The sequence below is a fragment of the Priestia iocasae genome (assembly GCF_016909075.1).
Classification (GTDB): Bacteria; Bacillota; Bacilli; order Bacillales; family Bacillaceae_H; genus Priestia; species Priestia iocasae.
Genome location: NZ_JAFBFC010000002.1, coordinates 92405 through 111757 on the forward strand (window position 1 = coordinate 92405; position 19353 = coordinate 111757).

Annotated in this window: 19 protein-coding genes and 1 pseudogene; 2 read left to right on the forward strand and 18 right to left on the reverse strand. The window is 34.3% G+C overall.

Annotated features, from left to right (window positions below):
- Positions 1-388: 388 nt before the first annotated feature.
- Together JOC83_RS05615 and JOC83_RS20165 are read right to left on the reverse strand one after the other, a co-directional pair.
- A complete protein-coding gene (locus tag JOC83_RS05615) occupies positions 389-904 on the reverse strand; it encodes a hypothetical protein (protein ID WP_205185069.1) in 516 nt (171 codons plus the stop codon).
- Positions 905-1015: 111 nt separating this feature from the next.
- Positions 1016-1132: pseudogene (locus JOC83_RS20165) on the reverse strand (IS21-like element helper ATPase IstB); the annotation flags it as partial.
- Between the two features lie 176 nt (positions 1133-1308).
- Between JOC83_RS20165 and JOC83_RS05620 the strand changes: the two are divergent.
- Positions 1309-1737: a hypothetical protein gene (locus JOC83_RS05620; RefSeq protein ID WP_205185073.1), complete on the forward strand. Its 429-nt coding sequence runs from the start codon at positions 1309-1311 to the stop codon at positions 1735-1737.
- Positions 1738-1798: 61 nt separating this feature from the next.
- Entirely contained in the window at positions 1799-1975 is a 177-nt protein-coding gene (locus JOC83_RS05625; protein WP_205185075.1) for a hypothetical protein, read from the forward strand.
- 343 nt (positions 1976-2318) lie between these two features.
- Here the strand turns inward: JOC83_RS05625 and JOC83_RS05630 are convergent, their stop codons facing one another.
- From JOC83_RS05630 to JOC83_RS05705, 16 genes are all read right to left on the reverse strand, one after another.
- Complete coding sequence (locus JOC83_RS05630) at positions 2319-3026, reverse strand: hypothetical protein (RefSeq protein ID WP_205185078.1); 708 nt, start codon at positions 3024-3026, stop codon at positions 2319-2321.
- A gap of 460 nt (positions 3027-3486) precedes the next feature.
- Complete coding sequence (locus JOC83_RS05635; RefSeq protein ID WP_205185096.1) at positions 3487-4653, reverse strand: nucleotide sugar dehydrogenase; 1167 nt, start codon at positions 4651-4653, stop codon at positions 3487-3489.
- An 80-nt stretch (positions 4654-4733) separates the two neighbouring features.
- Complete coding sequence (locus JOC83_RS05640) at positions 4734-5942, reverse strand: O-antigen ligase family protein (RefSeq protein ID WP_205185098.1); 1209 nt, start codon at positions 5940-5942, stop codon at positions 4734-4736.
- A gap of 71 nt (positions 5943-6013) precedes the next feature.
- Complete coding sequence (locus JOC83_RS05645) at positions 6014-7213, reverse strand: polysaccharide biosynthesis protein (RefSeq protein ID WP_205185101.1); 1200 nt, start codon at positions 7211-7213, stop codon at positions 6014-6016.
- Between the two features lie 349 nt (positions 7214-7562).
- On the reverse strand, positions 7563-8735 hold the full coding sequence (locus tag JOC83_RS05650) for a glycosyltransferase family 4 protein (protein WP_205185105.1): 1173 nt from the start codon (positions 8733-8735) through the stop codon (positions 7563-7565).
- A 44-nt stretch (positions 8736-8779) separates the two neighbouring features.
- A complete protein-coding gene (locus tag JOC83_RS05655; protein WP_205185108.1) occupies positions 8780-9946 on the reverse strand; it encodes a glycosyltransferase family 2 protein in 1167 nt (388 codons plus the stop codon).
- A 62-nt stretch (positions 9947-10008) separates the two neighbouring features.
- Positions 10009-11121, reverse strand: coding sequence for a GNAT family N-acetyltransferase (locus JOC83_RS05660; protein WP_205185111.1), 1113 nt, complete (start codon positions 11119-11121; stop codon positions 10009-10011).
- Between the two features lie 39 nt (positions 11122-11160).
- Positions 11161-12222: a DegT/DnrJ/EryC1/StrS family aminotransferase gene (locus JOC83_RS05665; protein ID WP_205185114.1), complete on the reverse strand. Its 1062-nt coding sequence runs from the start codon at positions 12220-12222 to the stop codon at positions 11161-11163.
- A gap of 2 nt (positions 12223-12224) precedes the next feature.
- A complete protein-coding gene (locus JOC83_RS05670) occupies positions 12225-12785 on the reverse strand; it encodes a GNAT family N-acetyltransferase (protein ID WP_205185117.1) in 561 nt (186 codons plus the stop codon).
- Positions 12775-13476: a sugar transferase gene (locus JOC83_RS05675; protein ID WP_275580412.1), complete on the reverse strand. Its 702-nt coding sequence runs from the start codon at positions 13474-13476 to the stop codon at positions 12775-12777. The genes JOC83_RS05670 and JOC83_RS05675 overlap by 11 nt, the downstream gene beginning before the upstream one ends.
- Before the next feature lie 2 nt (positions 13477-13478).
- Positions 13479-14591 (reverse strand): DegT/DnrJ/EryC1/StrS family aminotransferase, encoded by a 1113-nt coding sequence (locus JOC83_RS05680; RefSeq protein ID WP_205185119.1) that lies wholly within the window; start codon positions 14589-14591, stop codon positions 13479-13481.
- Between the two features lie 169 nt (positions 14592-14760).
- Complete coding sequence (gene galU, locus JOC83_RS05685; protein ID WP_205185122.1) at positions 14761-15642, reverse strand: UTP--glucose-1-phosphate uridylyltransferase GalU; 882 nt, start codon at positions 15640-15642, stop codon at positions 14761-14763.
- Between the two features lie 31 nt (positions 15643-15673).
- Complete coding sequence (locus tag JOC83_RS05690; protein ID WP_205185125.1) at positions 15674-15832, reverse strand: hypothetical protein; 159 nt, start codon at positions 15830-15832, stop codon at positions 15674-15676.
- 20 nt (positions 15833-15852) lie between these two features.
- A complete protein-coding gene (locus tag JOC83_RS05695; RefSeq protein WP_205185128.1) occupies positions 15853-17676 on the reverse strand; it encodes a polysaccharide biosynthesis protein in 1824 nt (607 codons plus the stop codon).
- Positions 17677-17697: 21 nt separating this feature from the next.
- On the reverse strand, positions 17698-17850 hold the full coding sequence (locus JOC83_RS05700) for a hypothetical protein (protein ID WP_205185133.1): 153 nt from the start codon (positions 17848-17850) through the stop codon (positions 17698-17700).
- Between the two features lie 326 nt (positions 17851-18176).
- On the reverse strand, positions 18177-18944 hold the full coding sequence (locus tag JOC83_RS05705; protein WP_205185136.1) for a tyrosine-protein phosphatase: 768 nt from the start codon (positions 18942-18944) through the stop codon (positions 18177-18179).
- Positions 18945-19353 lie beyond the last annotated feature (409 nt).

Below are 19353 nucleotides of genomic sequence, written 5' to 3' on the forward strand. Positions count from 1 at the left end.
TCACGCCCTCTTTTATATGAATTGTATGAAATGACACTTTACATATTTTAGTATAAAAGGGTCAGAGGTCGAGCTACATAGGAATTTTTTCCTTTTTTTAGCTAAAAAGAGAAGCATACACAGTAAAAAACAGACTAAAAGACTCATTATGCAAACAAGACAAGCTTCTCTCAAAACTTGTCTTCGTTCATGCCTACATTTAGTTTTTGATTGAATAGGTTCAATCGTTACGCTTACAATAGCCTCTTTGTATTCCATTAAAGTAGTGGCTATGCCGGGTTCAATGGAACGAAAAGTGGCAATCAACTATCTCAGTTGCCACTTCAATTAATCACAGCCTCACGTCTATTAACCTTTTCCAAATTTCGAGATGTTACTGTGAACATGATTAATGCCTTAATACACCTGTAAATTGTACCACCGCTGTTTTATTCGTTGTATTAACTGAGACTAACTTAATATAACCTTCTGTTTTTGGATACTCTGTGAGTAGGGATATTCCATTCGACGTAATGATTTGCCCCCTATAATCAGCGTATGCCGAAGCAGCTCCGCCTACCTTTGTTTTACTGTTTACTATCCTTTTACTCTTATCAGCAACTTTAACTGGCCACATAATTCCGTATTTATAATAATCAACACCTGTAACTGTTAAAACGCCTTTAGAACTAATTTTATATTTCATTGTTAATCCCACTTTATTAGTAAAACCACGATACACTTCATAACCAGTAAAAGAATAGTTGGTATCTAACTTAACCGTTGCTTGTTGAGTCTTGAAATACCAATTATAACTATATTTTGGTGCCGCTTCTACAACATCCTCTGAATTATCAATAAAACCAAATGATCCTATCAACAAAGCAAAACACATCATTAACGAGACTAACACTTTCTTAATCATGCTCATCACTCTCCTATAGGAATTTTTCAATACAAATTCATTGTATAAGAGAACAAAGCAAAAAATGTATAAAGTTGCAATTAAAAATGTAACTTTTTTCCAAATTCTCATTTAGGTTTGTGTGATTGATTCTTTATAACGGTGACTATCACCTTTAGATACAACTAAATAAGAATGATGAATTAGTCGGTTAATGACTACTTCTGTTAGTATACGATTTCCAAAAGTATTATCCCATTCGGAGCGTCACTGTGACCAAAATGTAAAGCGGGGATTTCTACTACCTATGAGAAAAGAAAAAAGCAGGAATTGAAAAACAATCATTTAGCCGTCTATAATGAACAATTTCGTTTCGTTGAAATTGAGGAAAATTAAATCGATGTTCACATAAGGCCAGCTTTGATATGTCTGAAGCACAAAAAGAGCGCTTGTTGAATAAAGCGCTAGGCTACATTGAGAACGAAGAAGTATCTTATCTTAGTAACAATGATCTGATTTTTGACCATTCTGAAGTAAGAGGCATTCAATATGATGATGGAACAAAAAACTATAGTGTTTCTTTTAACGATGTAGAAGAAGCTGCTGGTTCTCGTATTACGAACTTAAACATTGTCTTCGATGAAAATGAAGAGTTAAAGAATACGTTTGAAATTGACATTCAAGTGTTAAACCATGAAGATGTTCGTGTGGATTATTGGCAAGATGGAAAAGGTATTGCGAATCAAGTGTTAACCGTTGACACTGTGGATTCTAGCGGAGGATTTAAAGCGATGGGCTGGATGGATTGCATGCAAGGTTGTTTAGCTGGAAAAGGTATGAAATGTTATCATTGAATAGGTAGAATGCTTTTTATCTAGTGGCTACTATGTAAATACAAAAACAAAGGGTGAATTCATGAATAGTCGATCACTTCTTATGAAACTATCTTTCCTTTTAGGTGGCTTATCCATTGTTTATGTTGGAGCGGTGTTGAAACAAGGGTTGACTGCTTTTATCGTGACGTTCGTCTTCCTCATCATTGCTGGAATTCTAAGTAAATCAAAAGACGTCAATCATCGAAAAAACATCTAATACTACGATTGATTCAATTTATGCATGATTAAAAAAGCCCCATTTCTGATGGGGCTTTTTTGATTTGTTCATTGCTTTACACGGTATTCTTCTGTAGAGATGGAGGTCTTATTTGAAGATGATTGTGAGAAACTTGTAATTGTTGTTTTCTTAGTTGAGGGAGTTCTACATATACCATTGCCTTTTTTTATTTATGAAAGAAAGTGGCAGCCAACTATCTCACAATGGTCAGTTGCCACTTCAGCTTATTACATTATCAACCTTTAAAAAGTTCCGACGTGGTTTGGGGCGTCACTGTGACATTTGGTTACGTCTATATAGCACCAAACTAAAGTATGATAACCTATAGAACAGCTTCAATCGGTTTGTTACCTAAAACATAATCTAAAGCTGCAAGTTGAAAACGATATCTACCAAGATGGTGACATCCGTCGAATCTCATATCTTCAGATATTAAGATATTCTTAATTAATGCAAAGAAGGCTGCTACTGGAAGTTTATGATCTCCAAAACTACCTCTTATCACTGTTCCTGCATAGCCTTTCAGATATATCCCAAGTGACATATCATCAAAATAATTCTCTAGTAGTCCCTGTATACTAAAGTCTCTTCTTATACTTAATTTATTATTTATCTCTTTAAAAACAGTCATATATTCTTTACCTGCATGTCCGCAGAGATATTTTAAATCTTGTATAATTTCTTTATTTGTAGGAGTCCAAACCCTTATTTGATTATTCTCCACATAAATTAAAGAAACTCTTGTCTGTGGTTTATCTTTCGGTAATGTTGAATTTGGATTATCAGTTCCAATTTGTCGAGTTACTAAAAAGCTAGGGTTACTTACATTTTCTATAACATTTTTTGAAATAATCACTTCTTCAATTATTTCTTGCAAATTTTCATGAATGTACTCTGTATTTCCATTAACTTCTTTTATGTATTCTCCTTGATAGCATAAGCAGGGCACAACCTTACCATTGTAAAACCCTGTTTGAATATTATCAGTTATTTTTCTATCTAGCTTAATCGAGTCCCCTATTATTAACATAAAAATCCCCTCCTAATCTAGTAATAATTCTATGATGGTTAATCGAAAAGTAGAAGTAGAACTTGAATCTATTAACCTAAATAAAAGCCATCAAGTAGCAGTTGATATGTTCCCCTTTAGGTAGACAGATGAAAAAAATAAAAATTTGGCATTCAGCCAGACAATGTAAAACGATAATAAATGGGAATTTGATTCCGTTAAAAAGAGTAAATTTAAAAGCGTTGTTGGCAAATACCTAAATTTAATAGAAAGTGTCTCTCACATAGTTCATTTCGTTAGTTAATGAACCATTTTCATCGTACGTTTTACCTTTTACTTAGATATTTTATGATGTTTGATTTGCGAAGTGATTTCTCAATTTATGCACTTCAAAATCAGCTAAGCGTACAGAAATTAATAATCTACTTAGTTCAGTCGTCACTCTGACCAAAGTTTTTATTCAGAATATTAATCTTTTAAATTAATCTCTACTAAATAAATCTCTTGTATAGATCTTTTCTGCAACATCTTGAATATCATCCGATAATCGGTTAGCGACAATTACATCACTAATTTTCTTAAACTCATTAAAATCATTTACAACTCTAGAATGATAGAACTCAGTTTCAGTCAGAGCTGGCTCATAGACAATGACTTCAATTCCTTTTGCCTTAATGCGCTTCATAACCCCTTGGATAGCAGATTGCCTAAAGTTATCAGAGTCCATTTTCATCGTAAGTCGGTAAATCCCTACAATTTTAGGATTACGCTTAATGATCATCTCAGATACGTGATCTTTTCTTGTTCTATTTGCATCCACAATGGCTGTCATAATGTTATTAGGCACATCAGCATAGTTAGCAAGAAGCTGCTTTGTATCTTTTGGTAAACAGTATCCTCCGTAACCAAATGAAGGATTGTTATAATGTGCTCCAATTCGTGGATCTAATCCAACACCTTCAATAATCTGTTGAGTATTTAACCCTCTTAACTCAGCATAAGAATCGAGCTCATTAAAAAAAGCCACTCTCATGGCTAGGTACGTGTTTGCAAATAATTTAATGGCTTCTGCCTCTGTTGAGTTTGTAAAAAGTACATCAATCTCTTCTTTAATTGCTCCTTGAACAAGTAAATTAGCAAAAACTCTAGCGCGTTCAGATTGCTCGCCAACGATAATACGTGAAGGATACAAGTTATCGTGCAGGGCTCTACCTTCTCTTAAGAACTCGGGCGAAAAGATGATATTGTCTGTATCAAACTTTTCCTTCACTTGTTCTGTATAACCAACTGGTACTGTTGATTTGATTACCATAATCGCATCAGGGTTGATTGATAACACACTTGCGATCACAGCTTCAACCGTTCTTGTGTTAAAATGATTTTTTTCTGGATCGTAGTTTGTTGGTGTTGAGATAATTACATATTCAGCATCTTTGAATGCTTTGTAGTTATCTGTAGTTGCGGTTAGGTTTAATTGTTTTGTTGCTAGAAACTCTTCAATTTCATTATCAATGATTGGAGATTTTTTGTTGTTAATCATATCTACTTTTTCTTGGATAATATCTAAAGCTATGACTTCATTGTGTTGAGCTAGTAATATAGCATTTGATAGACCTACGTAGCCAGTACCAGCGATCGTAATTTTCATTATTATTCCTGCCTTCCTATATCGTTGCTTATTTTATTCCATAGTTTTCACAAGTGACTGTTCGCCGGCAATACTTCCCCCTACGATTTGTACTTAATATAAGACATAGAAACTGTTCTTGAGCCTTTTGCTTTGCCATATAATAAGGGAATCATCCAAAGAAAAAAGTATCTAAAATCATAAAATTCACCAGAGAACATCTGAACTACTATCATATAAACCGGAATAGAAGAGAAAATAAAATATGAAGATTTTCTCATTTTAAATATAATAAAAACAGAAAAAAACACAAAAAAAACAAAAATAATTGCCCCTAGCATACCAATCTCCACCAGCATTTCCAGTAATAAATTATGCGGATATACATGGCCTGTTTTAAGTGTAAAAGAATCAATCCCGTAACCTATAATAGGCTTCTCCTTTATCATTAAAATAGCATCTGAGTAAATAACATTACGACCAGAGCTATAAACTGTACCACTTTGAAATGTAGACCCAATGAATCTGCCCATGAATACTCTTTTTATCGGTTCAAACATAAAGTATAGAATCAATAAACACGGGATTAAAAATGAAATATATTTAAGACTAAAATTAATTGAAATATTCATTTTTCCCTTCCAATCTACTAGTGTTTTTTTAATAGTCAATACTAATAGTAGAGAGAGTAAAGCACCCAAAAAACCTCCCCTTGATCCAACTAGAACTATACTAAATAAAAACAAAATACTTAGAATAAGATAAAGGGTTTTTTTGTTCAATGAAAATCTATATATTGCACTACAGCATGCAAAGAAAAGTATTCTTGTGGCTACATTGGGACCACTTACACTTGTATCCCCTCTACTAGCACCAGAAAAAACATCTAAATAGATAGGAATTGCATACAAAATACCTATTGAAATAAAGAAAATAGAAACAACCTTAAAAAATTCCTGAACCTCCATGCTATTTACTATTAATAGATTACCTATAATCAATAATATTAAAAATATAGATAATTCAACTTTACCAATAGCCCTAGACTGATCTATTGTATAGAAAAATGAAATTAACACCTGCAGCAAATAAGTGAAAGACAATAATATAAACAAAATTACAGATTTATTTATTTTAATTGAAATATTTCGTTTACTATAACTAATTCCAATAAGCACTGTAAATATAGATGCCGCAAAGAGAATGTACCTAACTTCAAAAGATAAATTCATGATTATTCTATTTATATTAAAGTTGCCAGACAGGAATGTTAAAAGTAACAATAATAGAGCAGTATTTTTATAAGACATATTTTTAATCCTTTAACTTTTTATTTATATAATAAAATGAGAAAATAAGAAAAAATTTTCAGAATAAATTATTAAACTTTTCTCTTAATTTTCTTTAAGCAGATTAACAGAAATAAAAATAAAGCTATACCAGATACTATATTTGCTATTGCAATCCCGATTAAGTTATATTTTATCCCTAAAACAACAGACAAACTAATGAGTGATAATCCATATATATAAAATGAATTATTGTAAAATTTAACTCCAAAGTGTTTCATTGTTATAGGCTTTAATATATTTACTCCCGCCATAATTGCACCACCTAAACATATGGGAATAATTAAATATTCTATATTTGTTAGAAAGTCTGGATATAAAACTTTTACTAGTACAGGGGTTGTGAAAATACTTAGAAAGAAATAGAGTACCGATATAAAAAAGGATGCTAAAACAACTAAATTAATTAACTTACTATTAGTCGCTTCCTTTTTAATCGCCAATTTGCCTAAAATGTAATTTGAGAGTGGATTTATTACTAAGGCACCTATTTTTGAAGACACTGAGGCAGAATAGAACAAACTTACATTTGCTGGACCCAATATAGGATAAATTAAAAATCTATCATATTGGGATAAAGAATAGGATGCTCCATTATTTAAAATTAATTGAATAATATTAGTAGATTTTAGTCTACTATTATCAGTAAACAATTTAAAAAAGCCACTTTCACGAAAATAATAGGCAGAAAAACACACTGAAAATATTTCAGCTACTAGAAAGATCATCAGCCAATTTTTTTGAAAAAGAAAAATTAAAACACCAAATAACACACCTAAAAAATACCATAAATTTTGCCTTAATAGCTTATTATGGGTATTTTTTATACGATATTCCGATTGAAAAAAGTTTCTATAATTAGCAAGAACACAAGTTATTAGAAATAAAATATTATTCATAATATTATCCAAAAAAAGGAAATAATACACAATAAAACTAATTAGCCCGATAATTAAATTACTTATCAAGAAAGTCCGTAAGTATAAAGAATTATAAAACTTCTGATCTAGAAGTCGAGCATTACCAATACTGAAACCAAATATAGATGTAATTATCCCAATAAATCCAATTGCTATAACTATTTTTCCGAATTGGTTCGCATCATATAACCTCGATATAGTTGGTAGAGCAACAATTTGTTGAGCTATTATAAATATTGAAAAGGAAAAGATATTTATCATAAACTCAACTAATAATATTTTATACTTTTTAAACAAAACCTTAAACTTCAAGTATTCATCTCCTGTTAATCAATCCTACCCATAGCGTTAGCTTAAATTTAAGTAACTCTTTATTAATCTTAGAATAGAAAAAATTTAAATTTAATTAATTTCACCAAAAATTTATGTCAAATTATTGAATGGAAATTAGATAATTTTATTAGATTCTTTCACAAAAGTAACTTTATATAGGCTTATAACTTTATAGGCATGACTTCCCGTTTTAAAGCTAGGTGAAAGTGATTTACCTGCTACACAAGGTTATCATGCCTATTACTCCAATTTCCAATCCACAACCGAAACTGCTAGGTTTCAAGATCAATGTAGTTCAATTTTAAGTATAGAAAATATTAATGTATATTTAATTACCATTTTCACATAAAGAATTAAATAAATTATTCCATTCGAGTATGATTTTCTCCTCATTAAATGAATCGGAGTTTGCAACTTTCAATGAATTTAATGACATTTGTTTTAAAGTGTCTCTATTATCATCTAAATGACTTATCTTTTCATATAGAAATTGAATTATTTTATCATCTATCTTCCCTGAATAAATAGTTTCTTCCCTGTGATTCCAAACTTTTGGATTAGGGATATTATTATTATCAAAGAACCACCATTGAGGGTCCGTCAAATAGCCATTAAAACCATCATTTACCATTTCTGGAATTGCATATAATTTTGTTGCTAGAACTGGCAATCCGGCTTTAATGCCCTCTAAGATTGTCAAACCGAAACTTTCATCACTTGTTGGCTGTAATAATATAGTACTTTCAGCATATATTTTTTCCATCTGCTCATATGATAATGTAAAATCTAATAATTTTATATTTTCCATTTTCCTAATTGAATTTATAAGATTATCATCTACATCTTCAATAGATGTTATCATAGTCAAATTAACAGCCCTTCCATCAGCCCGAAGCCTTTTAAAAGCTTCTATTACTTCTAATGCACCTTTTGATAGAAATCGAATTCCCTGAGCAATAAAAAGTAAATGCACCTCTTCATTCTCAACTCTTTGATCAATTGATTGTTCAGAAACTAGGTTATTACGGGGGACTAATGGATATATTACCTTTTTCATTTCATCCCCTTTTTTCCAATTCCCGCAAACATCATCAAAGGTATTGTAGCAAGCTTGAGACATGCATACAATTGCTTTTAAGTTTTTGTCATTTAAATATTTAGAAATTCGTTTCTTCCCTAGAATACTTTTCCCTCGCCCTAACTTATAGTGATATAGAGCAGTAGGATTTTCAAGATATATAAAATAAGATTTATCTGAATCTAAGAACCGATTGAAACTCCCATTTATATCTCCTTCTTTATTGTTGCATTTAATAATCTGTATGACACCCAAAAAATCAAAAAGTGAAGATTTAGCAATTTTTGTAATGATTCGCCTTTTTCTAGAGTTTAATTCATAGAAACCTTTATAATTATTAATAATTTCATATTCCATTTTCTCATTGGAAAATAAGTGCCTAAAAAACCCGCGAACTCTCGTGGCGAAAAAAATCTTTTTCATTGTTAGCCTCCATCAGGAATATCCAATACTAATATTTTGATATATTATCTTGTACTTTCAGCCTTCTCCCAAAACGGCTTAGACTTTCCAGTTAATTGTCTATAGGCTCCAATTAATTGTGCAATGATAGTAATGCTGTAGTAATAAATCATATTAATTATTTTATTATCAACTTTTGTTATATGTTTTAATAATGCAGTAAAGTAAAATAACATTTGGAATACTAAAGTGATTTTAAATACTAGAAGTGAAAATGCCAAAGGTATATTTATAAGAAATACTAATAAATGAGCTAACCATAAGTTCTGTCTACAATAGCGGTGACCAAAATAACAATAACTAAACCACTTAAATTTAAAAATATTAAATATTTTTAAATTTGGATAAAGCGCAGAAAGTATATAGCGAGACATTCTCACTTTACGCCCAAACTCATCTTCTATTGAAGCACCAGCTTTCTCGTACGCCACAGCGTCTTTATTGTATATAGCTCTTTTTCCGATTAGAACATAATATTTGGGCATTGCACTGTCATGGCTTTCAATAGGATTGAAATTATAATATTCCTTCACCCTACAAGCATACAAAGCTCCATTGCCTGCTGTTACTGAGTGAAGTTTTGATTCAACTTCTCTCATTTTAAGGTCAAATTCCCAATAGGAAGATTCTGATGCGCTCGTCCATTCTTCATTAGCATTAATATATTTCAACCGGCCAGTAACGTAAGCAATATCATCAGTAACAAATGATGAAACTAACTCCTTTATTGAGTTAGTATCTAACATTGCATTAGCATCAGTCATAATCAATATCTCGCTATTGACCGTTGCTGCCGCTTCATTTTGAGCGTTAGTCTTTCCTTTCCTTTCCTTAACTTCATATAGTCTAATATTAAACTCAGGGTTTTCATCCATAAATTGTCTTACTATTTTATTTGTACTATCTGTACTATTATCTGACGAAATTAATATTTCCAGCTTATTCTTAGGATAATCTAATCTAGTTATATTAACTAATTTATCTTGAATTACTTTTTCTTCGTTATGTGCTACTATCATAATAGTGACTGTAGGTTCGTAAGTTTTATTTTTGATTATATGGGTTTTTTTGGAGTATTTATCTATTTTATTAAGAGATAATGGATATCCAATCATTGCCCAAAATATTATGAAGGCATTTATAAAAAATATCGTGTTCAAAAATATACTCATAGTTTCTTCTCCTCATAATACTTTTTGTCTAATAAAACAATGCCCTTATCTCAAAGTGTAAATTATCTAACAGTTGCTCGATATTTCGGAAAAAAATCATTTTCCAAAGTATACAATTTGTTTGAGTTTCTAATCTTAATTAGTTCATCATACTTCTCTTGATTAAAAATTTTTCTACCCATAGAAAAATGTGAATCTGAATTCTTATTAAATACTTTTTTAAAGTTAAAAAGGCTATCCTCTTTACTTCCAAGTCCTCCACCCAAATGAAAGGTTTTAAATCCATTCATACATCCCCAACATGCAACTTCAAACAATAACAAATTTGTTGGAGCCAGGTACTGATATTCTCTATCAGATGCTGATAAATGATAATGTAGCTGTTCATTAGAGTACAAGATCATCGACATCGATATAATTTTCCCTTCATATATACCATAAAATATAATCGAATTATACTTTAAATCATTAAGGATACTGTCATAAAAATCTTTCTTAAAATAGTAATAATCCTTTGCATTATCCTTATCCATTGTTGCATTGTATAATGTTATGAATTGATCAAATAATTTAGGATCCCGTCCCCAATAAATCTCAACTCCTGATTTTTTAGCTTTTCTTATCATGTTTCTATTCTTACTAGTAAAATTATCCCAAACTCGATCACGTGAATATAAATTTACTGTAATAGTTTTTCCACGCGTAGAGATATCATAAATACCTTTTAAATCTTCTACATTATTAAGAACAGGATGAAAACGAACAAATTCACATACAATACCCTGTTTTTCACATAAATAGATATATTTGTTATTAAGGTTTCTCAGGCTATCTTCAGTGATTCTTCCTTCAATCAAAAAACCTCCGTAACCATATGGTGTTGATATATCAAAATAAGTATTAGGAGGTATTTTACCAGTAAACCTCTTATCTAAAGAAATATCTCTTTTCATTACTACATTCATAGCTCTAATATTTTGATCTTCATAATAGAAAAGCGCAGGTTCTCCATCTCCGTGGCTTTTAAAAGCTTTAACGTAATCAGAAAGATAATACACATCAAAGTTACTAAAACTCTTTGCGATCTTATCCCATTTTTCTATTTCCTCAAAATGAATTACTGACATTTGAAATTCTGGTTTTCTTTGCTCATTTATTCCTTTGACAGATAACATTTATTCACTTCCCACCCTTATTAATAATATCAATCTAGTCTACATACTCTTTAAAATTGAAATTATTTTATTCATTTCGGTCATACCATATCTTTGGTCACAGGGTATTGAAAGGATAGTATCATATATATCTAAGGCACTACTAAAATCCCTCTTAAGAAGTTGATTAGGAATCGGCCAGTGAACTGGACAGTAAACCTTCTCTTTAGCAAGCTGATTTCTCACTTGATCTCTATTATTAATTAGAATTGGGTAGAACATAGGGCAAACCTGCTCATTTAAATCGAAGAATAGATGTTCAAGATAATCAACATTTATCAACTCCTTTGACAGTTTATTGAAGTTTTCTTTTCTTTTCTTTAACAATTCATCAACATCTAATAAAGTAATTAAGCTCTCCGAAAAACTATCTATACAATAAGCCCCGACATCATTATCTATTAGTGTCTCTGCCTCAAAAAACTGATTTAAAAATTTATTTTTTAAACTACTATCTTCTAACTTAATATATTTTCCTTTATTAAATAAAGCATCAGTTCTTATCTTTGAAAATTTATAATTTCTTAGTATAGGTCCATTAATAATCCTTCTTGAAGAAGCTAAAACACCTCCGCTAGGAAGTCCAAACCACTTTCTGATACTTCCAACATAAAAATCATTATCTTTAAATCTACTAAATGTAGAAAATAATGTATGTGTAATATCTTCTACTACTATAGTCGATTCTTTTTTAAAATGTTTAAGAACATCAAGCAAATTGGAATTTGTTTGAAAACCAAAGTACCCCATGTGAAGAAATACGCCAATATTTTTAAATGACATAACGCTATCAATATTTGGAGATAAGTCCTGATTAATTTCATAAAAGTAGCAATTGAAACCTTCTTCAATAAAAGGAAGTAATACAGATTCACATATATACGAAGGCAGCAGTACAGTTTTATATTTAGGTATAATTTGTCGCAATAATAAAGTAATCGCCCCTCTACCAGAAGAAGTTAAAGCTGTTTCACCAAATCTAGATAACCAATTAGGTAATTTATTATTAGATGTATTTTGCAGTTTTTCTAGCCAAAATTCACTACCAATCTCACTATACATAATTAAATATCCCAATAATTATTTTCTTTGATTAATCTTTCATAATCCTTTTTTAGTACTCCGACGATTAGCTCGTCATGGTATTCATTAAGCTTGAATACCGCTTTCCTTCTTACACCCTCTACAGTCCATCCACATTTATCACAGTATAATTTTCTTGAAGGTTCATTATATTCAATTATTGTGCCATCTAGTCTATTTAACTGTAATTCCTCAAATGCGTATTTCATTACTGCCATAACAGTATCAGTTCCAATTCCTCTAGATCTAAATTTTTTATTAGCAATTTTTATGCCATGAAAAGCAGTTCTATTCTTCCAATCAATATTAACGATACTTGCAAATCCAACCGCACCATCTTCTTTAGTCTCAATTATTAATCTTATATTATTCTGAGAATTTGAATTTGAATTAAACCAATTTTGTTGCTGATTTGTTGAAACTGGATAAGAATAACCTCCTACTAGTTTTTCTATTTCTGGATCATTAACCATTTCTCTTAATAATTCTTGATCCTCTTCTTCCATCGCTCTCAAAGTAACAACTTTTCCTTTAATATTCATTATATTTTTCCCCCTTCAGTGATTTTTGTCGATATATATGAAAATCTGGCGGTGAATCCACACCTCGTTCACCAATGTCACTTCTTTTAACTGCCTTTAGAATTGTACACCATATGATTTTAATATCTCCAATAAGACTAATTTCATTTACATATTGAATATCATAATAGAATCTCCGTTCCCAATCCGCAGTATTTCTACCATTAATTTGCGCTAAACCCGATAGTCCCGGTCTTATGCTATGTCTAACTCTTTCTTTTTCATTATAATAAGGTAAATATTCAACAGCTAAAGGTCTGGGGCCTATAATAGACATATCACCTTTTAAAATATTTATAAGTTCAGGAAGCTCATCAAGTGATGTTCTACGCAATAACCTACCAAACTTCGTAAGTCTCACACTATCAGGCAACAATTCACCATTTTCATCTCTCTCATCCGTCATCGTTCTAAACTTATACATCGTAAAGATTTTCTCGTTTAGTCCCGGCCTTTGCTGTTTAAAGATAATCGGACTTCCTAACTTCATTCTGACTAGAATGGCTACAATTAGGATGATGACACTCAAGCCGATAATGGCGAGTAATGATAACAGAATGTCCATTCCTCTTTTACCAACGCTTCTATAGATACCACCTTTGTTTGGCTGAAGAATCGGTGGTTGTGTGTTTGTGTTCAGTTGAGTTTGCATGCCTATTTCCACAACTCCTTCATAATCTCCACAACTCGTGCTAAGTCTCCATCGGTCATTTTCGTATCAGACGGCAAACAGATGCCATTTTCAAATAGCTTCTCTGATACGTCCGTTCCTACGAAATCATATTTCTCAAAGAACGGCTGCATGTGCATCGGCTTCCATACGGGTCTTGATTCGATGTTTTCCGCTTCTAATGCTTCCATAACATGAATTGGTCGAATGTTTCCGTTTAATATTATGGAGCTTAGCCAGTAGTTTGGTTCATCCCATTCGTTATTTGGCATAAATGCAATACCTTCAAGGTGCTGTAGTTTTCTTTTATAAAACTCATAGATGTATCGTTTCTTTTCAACTCGTTGATTCAATACTTTAAGCTGACCTCGACCAATTCCCGCTACGACATTACTCATTCGATAGTTGAATCCTAGTTCACTATGTTGGTAGTGTCTTGCTTGGTCGCGAGATTGTGTTGCCCAGAATCGTGCTTTTGCGATTTTTTCTTCATTATCTGAAACAAGCATCCCTCCACCAGAAGTGGTGATGATTTTGTTTCCGTTAAATGAAAAGATTCCGTAGTCCCCAAACGTTCCTGTATGCTGCCCTTTGTAGTACGTTCCTAGTGATTCGGCTGCATCTTCGATTAACGCCACGTTATGCTTTTTACAAAGCGCAACGATTTTATCCATATCCGCTGATAGTCCATAAAGGTGGACAACGAGCACCGCTTTTACGTTTGGATACTGTTGAAACGCTTCTTCTAATGCTTTTGGACACATGTTCCACGTTTTATCATCACTGTCGATAAAAACTGGAATTGCATGTTGATAAATGATTGGATTCGCTGTCGCAGAGAATGTGAGAGTGGAACAAAAGACAAGATCTCCTTCACCTACACCCGCTGCTTTTAGTGCTAAGTGGATGGCTGCTGTGCCAGATGTTAGTGCTGCCGCTGATTGACTCCCTACTTTCGCGGCGAGTTCTTTTTCAAATTCATTAACGTTTTCACCAAGAGGTGCAATCCAGTTTGTGTCAAACGCTTGTTGAACGTATTCCATTTCATATCCTTCATCACTCATGTGTGGGGATGAAAGAAAAATGCGGTCTGCCATGCTGTACGACTTCCTTCCATTATAAAATTCCTCAATATGTATACCTTTTGATTACTTAGCACTTAACTGGTCGCTTCCTTCATCCAGCTAACTACTAAACAAACAAAAACAAATAAAAGCCCTGTTCACAGCTTTTCACCCACAAACAGAACTTTTATCTCCCCCTTTATTACACCTTCACTTTATACTCTTCGACCATCTTCTCTAGAAATGGCAGAAGCTCTTCTTTTAATCTCTCATCTCTCAGCGCAAATTCTAACGTCGTCTTCACAAACCCAATCTTCTCCCCAACATCGTATCGACTTCCTTCAAAATCATACGCAAACACGCGTTGAATTTGGTTGAGTGCTTGAATCGCATCGGTTAGTTGAATTTCGCCTCCTGCACCTGTTTCTTGTTTTTCTAGAAACATGAAGATTTCTGGTGTTAGGATGTAGCGGCCCATGATCGCTAGGTTGGATGGTGCTGTGCCTGGCGTTGGTTTTTCAACGAAATGATTCACTTGATAACGACGGCCTTCTTGTTTGGCTGGGTCGATGATACCGTAGCGGTGGGTTTCGTTGTCTGGTACGGTTTGGACGCCGATGACGGATGATAACGTTTTGTCGTATTCGTTGATGAGCTGCTTTAATCCTGGTATTTGGGCTTGAACGATGTCATCGCCTAGAAGTACCGCAAATGGCTCGTCTCCAATGAACTTTCTCGCACACCAAACGGCATGACCTAATCCTTTTGGATCTTTTTGGCGGATGTAGTGAATGTCGACTTTGGATGATTCTTTGACTTTTTCTAGTAGATCGAACTTTTCTTTTTCGACGAGGGTTTGTTCGAGCTCAAATGAGTTGTCAAAGTGATCTTCAATTGCGCGCTTTCCTTTACCGGTGACGATGATGATGTCTTCAATGCCTGATTCGATGGCTTCTTCGACAATGTATTGAATCGTTGGCTTATCAACAATCGGAAGCATTTCCTTTGGCATCGCTTTTGTTGCTGGTAGGAAGCGTGTTCCGAGTCCAGCTGCTGGTATGATGGCTTTACGTACTTTTCCCATTCTTTACATCCCCCTTGTGTTTCGTGCTTGTCTATTTTTTCATGTCACTCTGTTCCTGTGTGATAAATCGTTGTAGATGCTCCTTCAAAAACTGCATATAAGAGGTAAGGTTCATGCTGTGTTCGATGCTTCCTTTTGTGTATGCCTCCTGCAGGAGAGAGAGCCATTTTTCTTTTTCTTCGTTTGACATAAACCTTCCCCTTCACACGTTTAGGCTTCTAGCTTTACGCTATCTTCTCTGTATTTTTTATTCGCAAGCTCAAGTAGCATTTGCTTGAGATTGTCGGTTGTGAGCTGATCAAATCCATCTAGTAAGCTTGTGATTGTACTTTGTTCCACCTGTGCTGCTTTGCCGACATGAATTTTTGGGAACACTTGCTTCGAATGAATTTCGTTGTCGTTCAGTAGCTCTTCATACATCTTTTCACCGGGTCGGATGCCTGAGAACTGAACGCCGATTTCTTCAACTGTGTAGCCCGATAGCTTAATTAAGTTTTCCGCTAAATCCACAATTTTCACAGGCTCACCCATGTCTAAGACGAAGATTTCTCCGCCTTGAGCGAGTACCCCTGCTTGAATCACAAGGCGTGATGCTTCTGGAATCGTCATGAAGTAGCGCGTCATTTCAGGATGCGTGACCGTCACCGGACCACCTGCTTGAATTTGCTTTTTAAATAACGGAATGACACTGCCGCGACTTCCGAGTACGTTACCGAATCGTACCGCAACAAATCGTGTTTTGCTTGTTTTGTCTAAGTGTTGAATGATCATTTCCGCGACGCGCTTTGTTGCACCCATGATGTTTGGTGGGTTCACCGCTTTGTCTGATGACACCAATACAAATGTGTTCACCTCAAATGTTTCCGCTGCTTCGGCCACATTTTTTGTTCCAAACACGTTGTTCTTTACCGCTTCTCTCGGGTTGTATTCCATTAACGGAACGTGCTTATGCGCGGCCGCATGGTACACAACGTCCGGTCGGTGTGTGTTCATCACTTCAAACATTCGGTCTCGATCTTGAATGTCAGCAATGACGGGGATGATGTCCATTTCTTTGCCGTATTCTTTGTTTAACTCCATATCAATGGCGTAAATGCTGTTTTCACCGTGTCCGACTAGCACAACTCTATCGGGTGTGAACTTGCAAATTTGGCGACAAATTTCAGACCCGATGGAGCCACCTGCACCTGTGACTAATACTGTTTTACCCGTGATGGATTCAGATATGCCATCATTGTCGAGCTGCACAGGCTCACGCCCAAGTAAATCTTCGACTTGAACGTCTTTAAACGCATTCACTGATACTTTCCCAACCATAATGTCTTCGATCTTTGGAATCGTTTGTGTTTTCACTTTTGTTTTGGCACATTCTTTGTAGATATCTTGTAAGTCGCTTGTTTTTAACGATGGAATCGCAATAATGATGTGTTCAATTCGACGCTGCTCGACGATGGTTTCAATCGCTTCTTTTCCGCCTAGCACAGGAATGCCCATAATTTCGAGCTTATGCTTTTTCACATCGTCATCAACAAACGCAATCGGATAGAGCTCGCTGTCATGACCGTGCTTCATCTGTCTAGCGACCATCGTGCCCGCTGCGCCTGCTCCGATAATGAGCGTACGCTTTTGATCTTTTTTCTTATTGAAGTACGTATCGCGGTACACACGCCAGGAAAAACGAGTTCCGCCGATAAACAGCATGTGCATCATCCATGTGATCACCAACGTGCGGTAATAAATGTCGTGAATGAGAAGAAATTGAACGAGTGCGGTTAATGCAATCGACATGGTGACGGATTTAAAAATCGATGTTAATTCTCCGATACTCGCATATTCCCAAGCTTTTTTATATAAGCGATAATAATGAGCGAATGCGTGATGGGTGATAAACAAGGCAATAGAGCTGATCACAAGAGTTGTTGATGTGTAAATACTAAAATACGGTGTTAAAATGAAATAGCTAATGTAAATTGAACCTAGAACAATCAATGAATCTAGTAAAATTAATAACGATAAACGTTTTTTATACGTCAAAGCCCATCACCTTTCTATTCGCTATCTCTCTTTTTCATGTATTTGTTTTAAGCGATGATAAATAGTTGCATTTACCATCTTTTGAATGCGAAGTAGTTGCTCATAGGAGGCATCTTGCTTCACGTACCGAATCGTTTGTTTGACGGACTTCGGCAGTTTGTCAAACTCCTTCATACTCACCCACCTTCTTTCTGTTTTAACTTGCATATGTAACGACCTACGAAGCCACTATGTGTCATAACTGCTTCGTAGATATTCACATATCATAAAAGTTGGGCATCTAACCCACCCTCACACCATCCTTTTGACAACATGTGTGTCTAAGGTAGATTGCATCTACCCACAGAACAGTCGAGTACCTCCATTGATAACGGTTAGGAGACATCACCATTTTTCTAGCTACTATCCTTCTACCTTAAAAACCCAGTAAAAAGATTGAAAAATCTATAAAATTTTTCCATCTATTGATAAAAAAAAGAGCCATACAAAGAGATAAGCTTCTAGAACATACCTAAGAACTTTTTACGCTTTACTGGCTGCGGCACTTCAACAAAGCACGTTTTGCCGTCTACAACCGATTGCGCGTTTTCATAAAACATGTACATCGTGTCCATGCCGTATTCTTCTTCAATAATCTGAAACGCGTGTGCCATACGAAATCCTCTGCTTCTCACATTATGCGCATCGGATGCAACAAAATGAGTGAGGTTGGCGTCTATTAATTGATGGGTAAACTTTTGAATCTTTTTCCCAAAGTCTCCTGTGACGCTTGAAGCCGTTACTTGCGTAAGTGCCCCTTTTTTAACAAGGTTGTAAAGAAGATCTGGCTCTTCCATGAGTCGGCTGTTTCGCTCTGGGTGAACGATAATCGTTGTCAGACCATTTGACTGCAGGTCATATAACAGTTGATCCGTGTAGTGCGGAACCTGACTGGATGAAAATTCAATGAATATGTATTTGCTCGTATTATTGAGCGTTAACACTTTCCCAGCTTGATAGTCTTGCAGAATTTCGCCATATATACGCGGCTCTTGTCCTGGTAAGATGGTTAAGGGAATGTTGTTGGTTAAAAGATCTTCATTAAGCTCATTTACTTTTTGTTCGATGATGTCTTTTTCATTTATGTATTGGCGATTTTGATGATGCGGTGTAGCCACAATGGTAGAAATCCCTTGTTCTACCGCTTGCTTCGCCATTTGTCGTGCATCTTCCATTGTTTTTGCGCCGTCGTCTAATCCCGGCAGTATGTGACAGTGTAAATCTATCAACGCTTCTCCACTCCTACTACTTAAGACCTATAGACTTTTAAATATTATCATAGTGTTTTTTAACGTGTCTATGACTTGTTTTGTCGAATTTTGATAATTTTTTCCACAAAATGTTAGAGGTGCTTTTCTGGTTCTGTGATGAATGGTTCGCATTTCAACAAACTAGCTTAATCTACCTCTTTCTACTTGTTCATAATCAGCAGGAAATGCTACTTCCACGTCCTGATTTCTAGGTTTACGGATGTCGCTTTCTATCGCACTTTGTTGTGAAATGGAAGAAAGTAAACAGGTGATACGACTGACTTCTACAAAGAAGATAAACAGCAGCTTAGTTCTTGTTACTCACTGTTTCCTTTATACACAACGCTTTCGTTATGCGATGAATGACTTCTCTTTGCATTCATGTCTC

Excerpts from the sequence above, each read along its gene's own strand:
- JOC83_RS05680 (WP_205185119.1), bottom strand. The coding sequence starts at position 14,591 with ATGGCAGACCGCATTTTTCTTTCATCCCCACACATGAGTGATGAAGGA.
- JOC83_RS05625 (WP_205185075.1), top strand. The coding sequence starts at position 1,799 with ATGAATAGTCGATCACTTCTTATGAAACTATCTTTCCTTTTAGGTGGC.
- JOC83_RS05670 (WP_205185117.1), bottom strand. The coding sequence starts at position 12,785 with ATGAATATTAAAGGAAAAGTTGTTACTTTGAGAGCGATGGAAGAAGAG.
- JOC83_RS05650 (WP_205185105.1), bottom strand. The coding sequence starts at position 8,735 with ATGAAAAAGATTTTTTTCGCCACGAGAGTTCGCGGGTTTTTTAGGCAC.
- JOC83_RS05690 (WP_205185125.1), bottom strand. The coding sequence starts at position 15,832 with ATGTCAAACGAAGAAAAAGAAAAATGGCTCTCTCTCCTGCAGGAGGCA.
- galU (WP_205185122.1), bottom strand. The coding sequence starts at position 15,642 with ATGGGAAAAGTACGTAAAGCCATCATACCAGCAGCTGGACTCGGAACA.
- JOC83_RS05675 (WP_275580412.1), bottom strand. The coding sequence starts at position 13,476 with ATGCAAACTCAACTGAACACAAACACACAACCACCGATTCTTCAGCCA.
- JOC83_RS05655 (WP_205185108.1), bottom strand. The coding sequence starts at position 9,946 with ATGAGTATATTTTTGAACACGATATTTTTTATAAATGCCTTCATAATA.
- JOC83_RS05635 (WP_205185096.1), bottom strand. The coding sequence starts at position 4,653 with ATGAAAATTACGATCGCTGGTACTGGCTACGTAGGTCTATCAAATGCT.
- JOC83_RS05615 (WP_205185069.1), bottom strand. The coding sequence starts at position 904 with ATGATTAAGAAAGTGTTAGTCTCGTTAATGATGTGTTTTGCTTTGTTG.
- JOC83_RS05660 (WP_205185111.1), bottom strand. The coding sequence starts at position 11,121 with ATGTTATCTGTCAAAGGAATAAATGAGCAAAGAAAACCAGAATTTCAA.
- JOC83_RS05700 (WP_205185133.1), bottom strand. The coding sequence starts at position 17,850 with ATGAAGGAGTTTGACAAACTGCCGAAGTCCGTCAAACAAACGATTCGG.
- JOC83_RS05665 (WP_205185114.1), bottom strand. The coding sequence starts at position 12,222 with ATGTATAGTGAGATTGGTAGTGAATTTTGGCTAGAAAAACTGCAAAAT.
- JOC83_RS05640 (WP_205185098.1), bottom strand. The coding sequence starts at position 5,942 with ATGTCTTATAAAAATACTGCTCTATTATTGTTACTTTTAACATTCCTG.
- JOC83_RS05630 (WP_205185078.1), bottom strand. The coding sequence starts at position 3,026 with ATGTTAATAATAGGGGACTCGATTAAGCTAGATAGAAAAATAACTGAT.
- JOC83_RS05620 (WP_205185073.1), top strand. The coding sequence starts at position 1,309 with ATGTCTGAAGCACAAAAAGAGCGCTTGTTGAATAAAGCGCTAGGCTAC.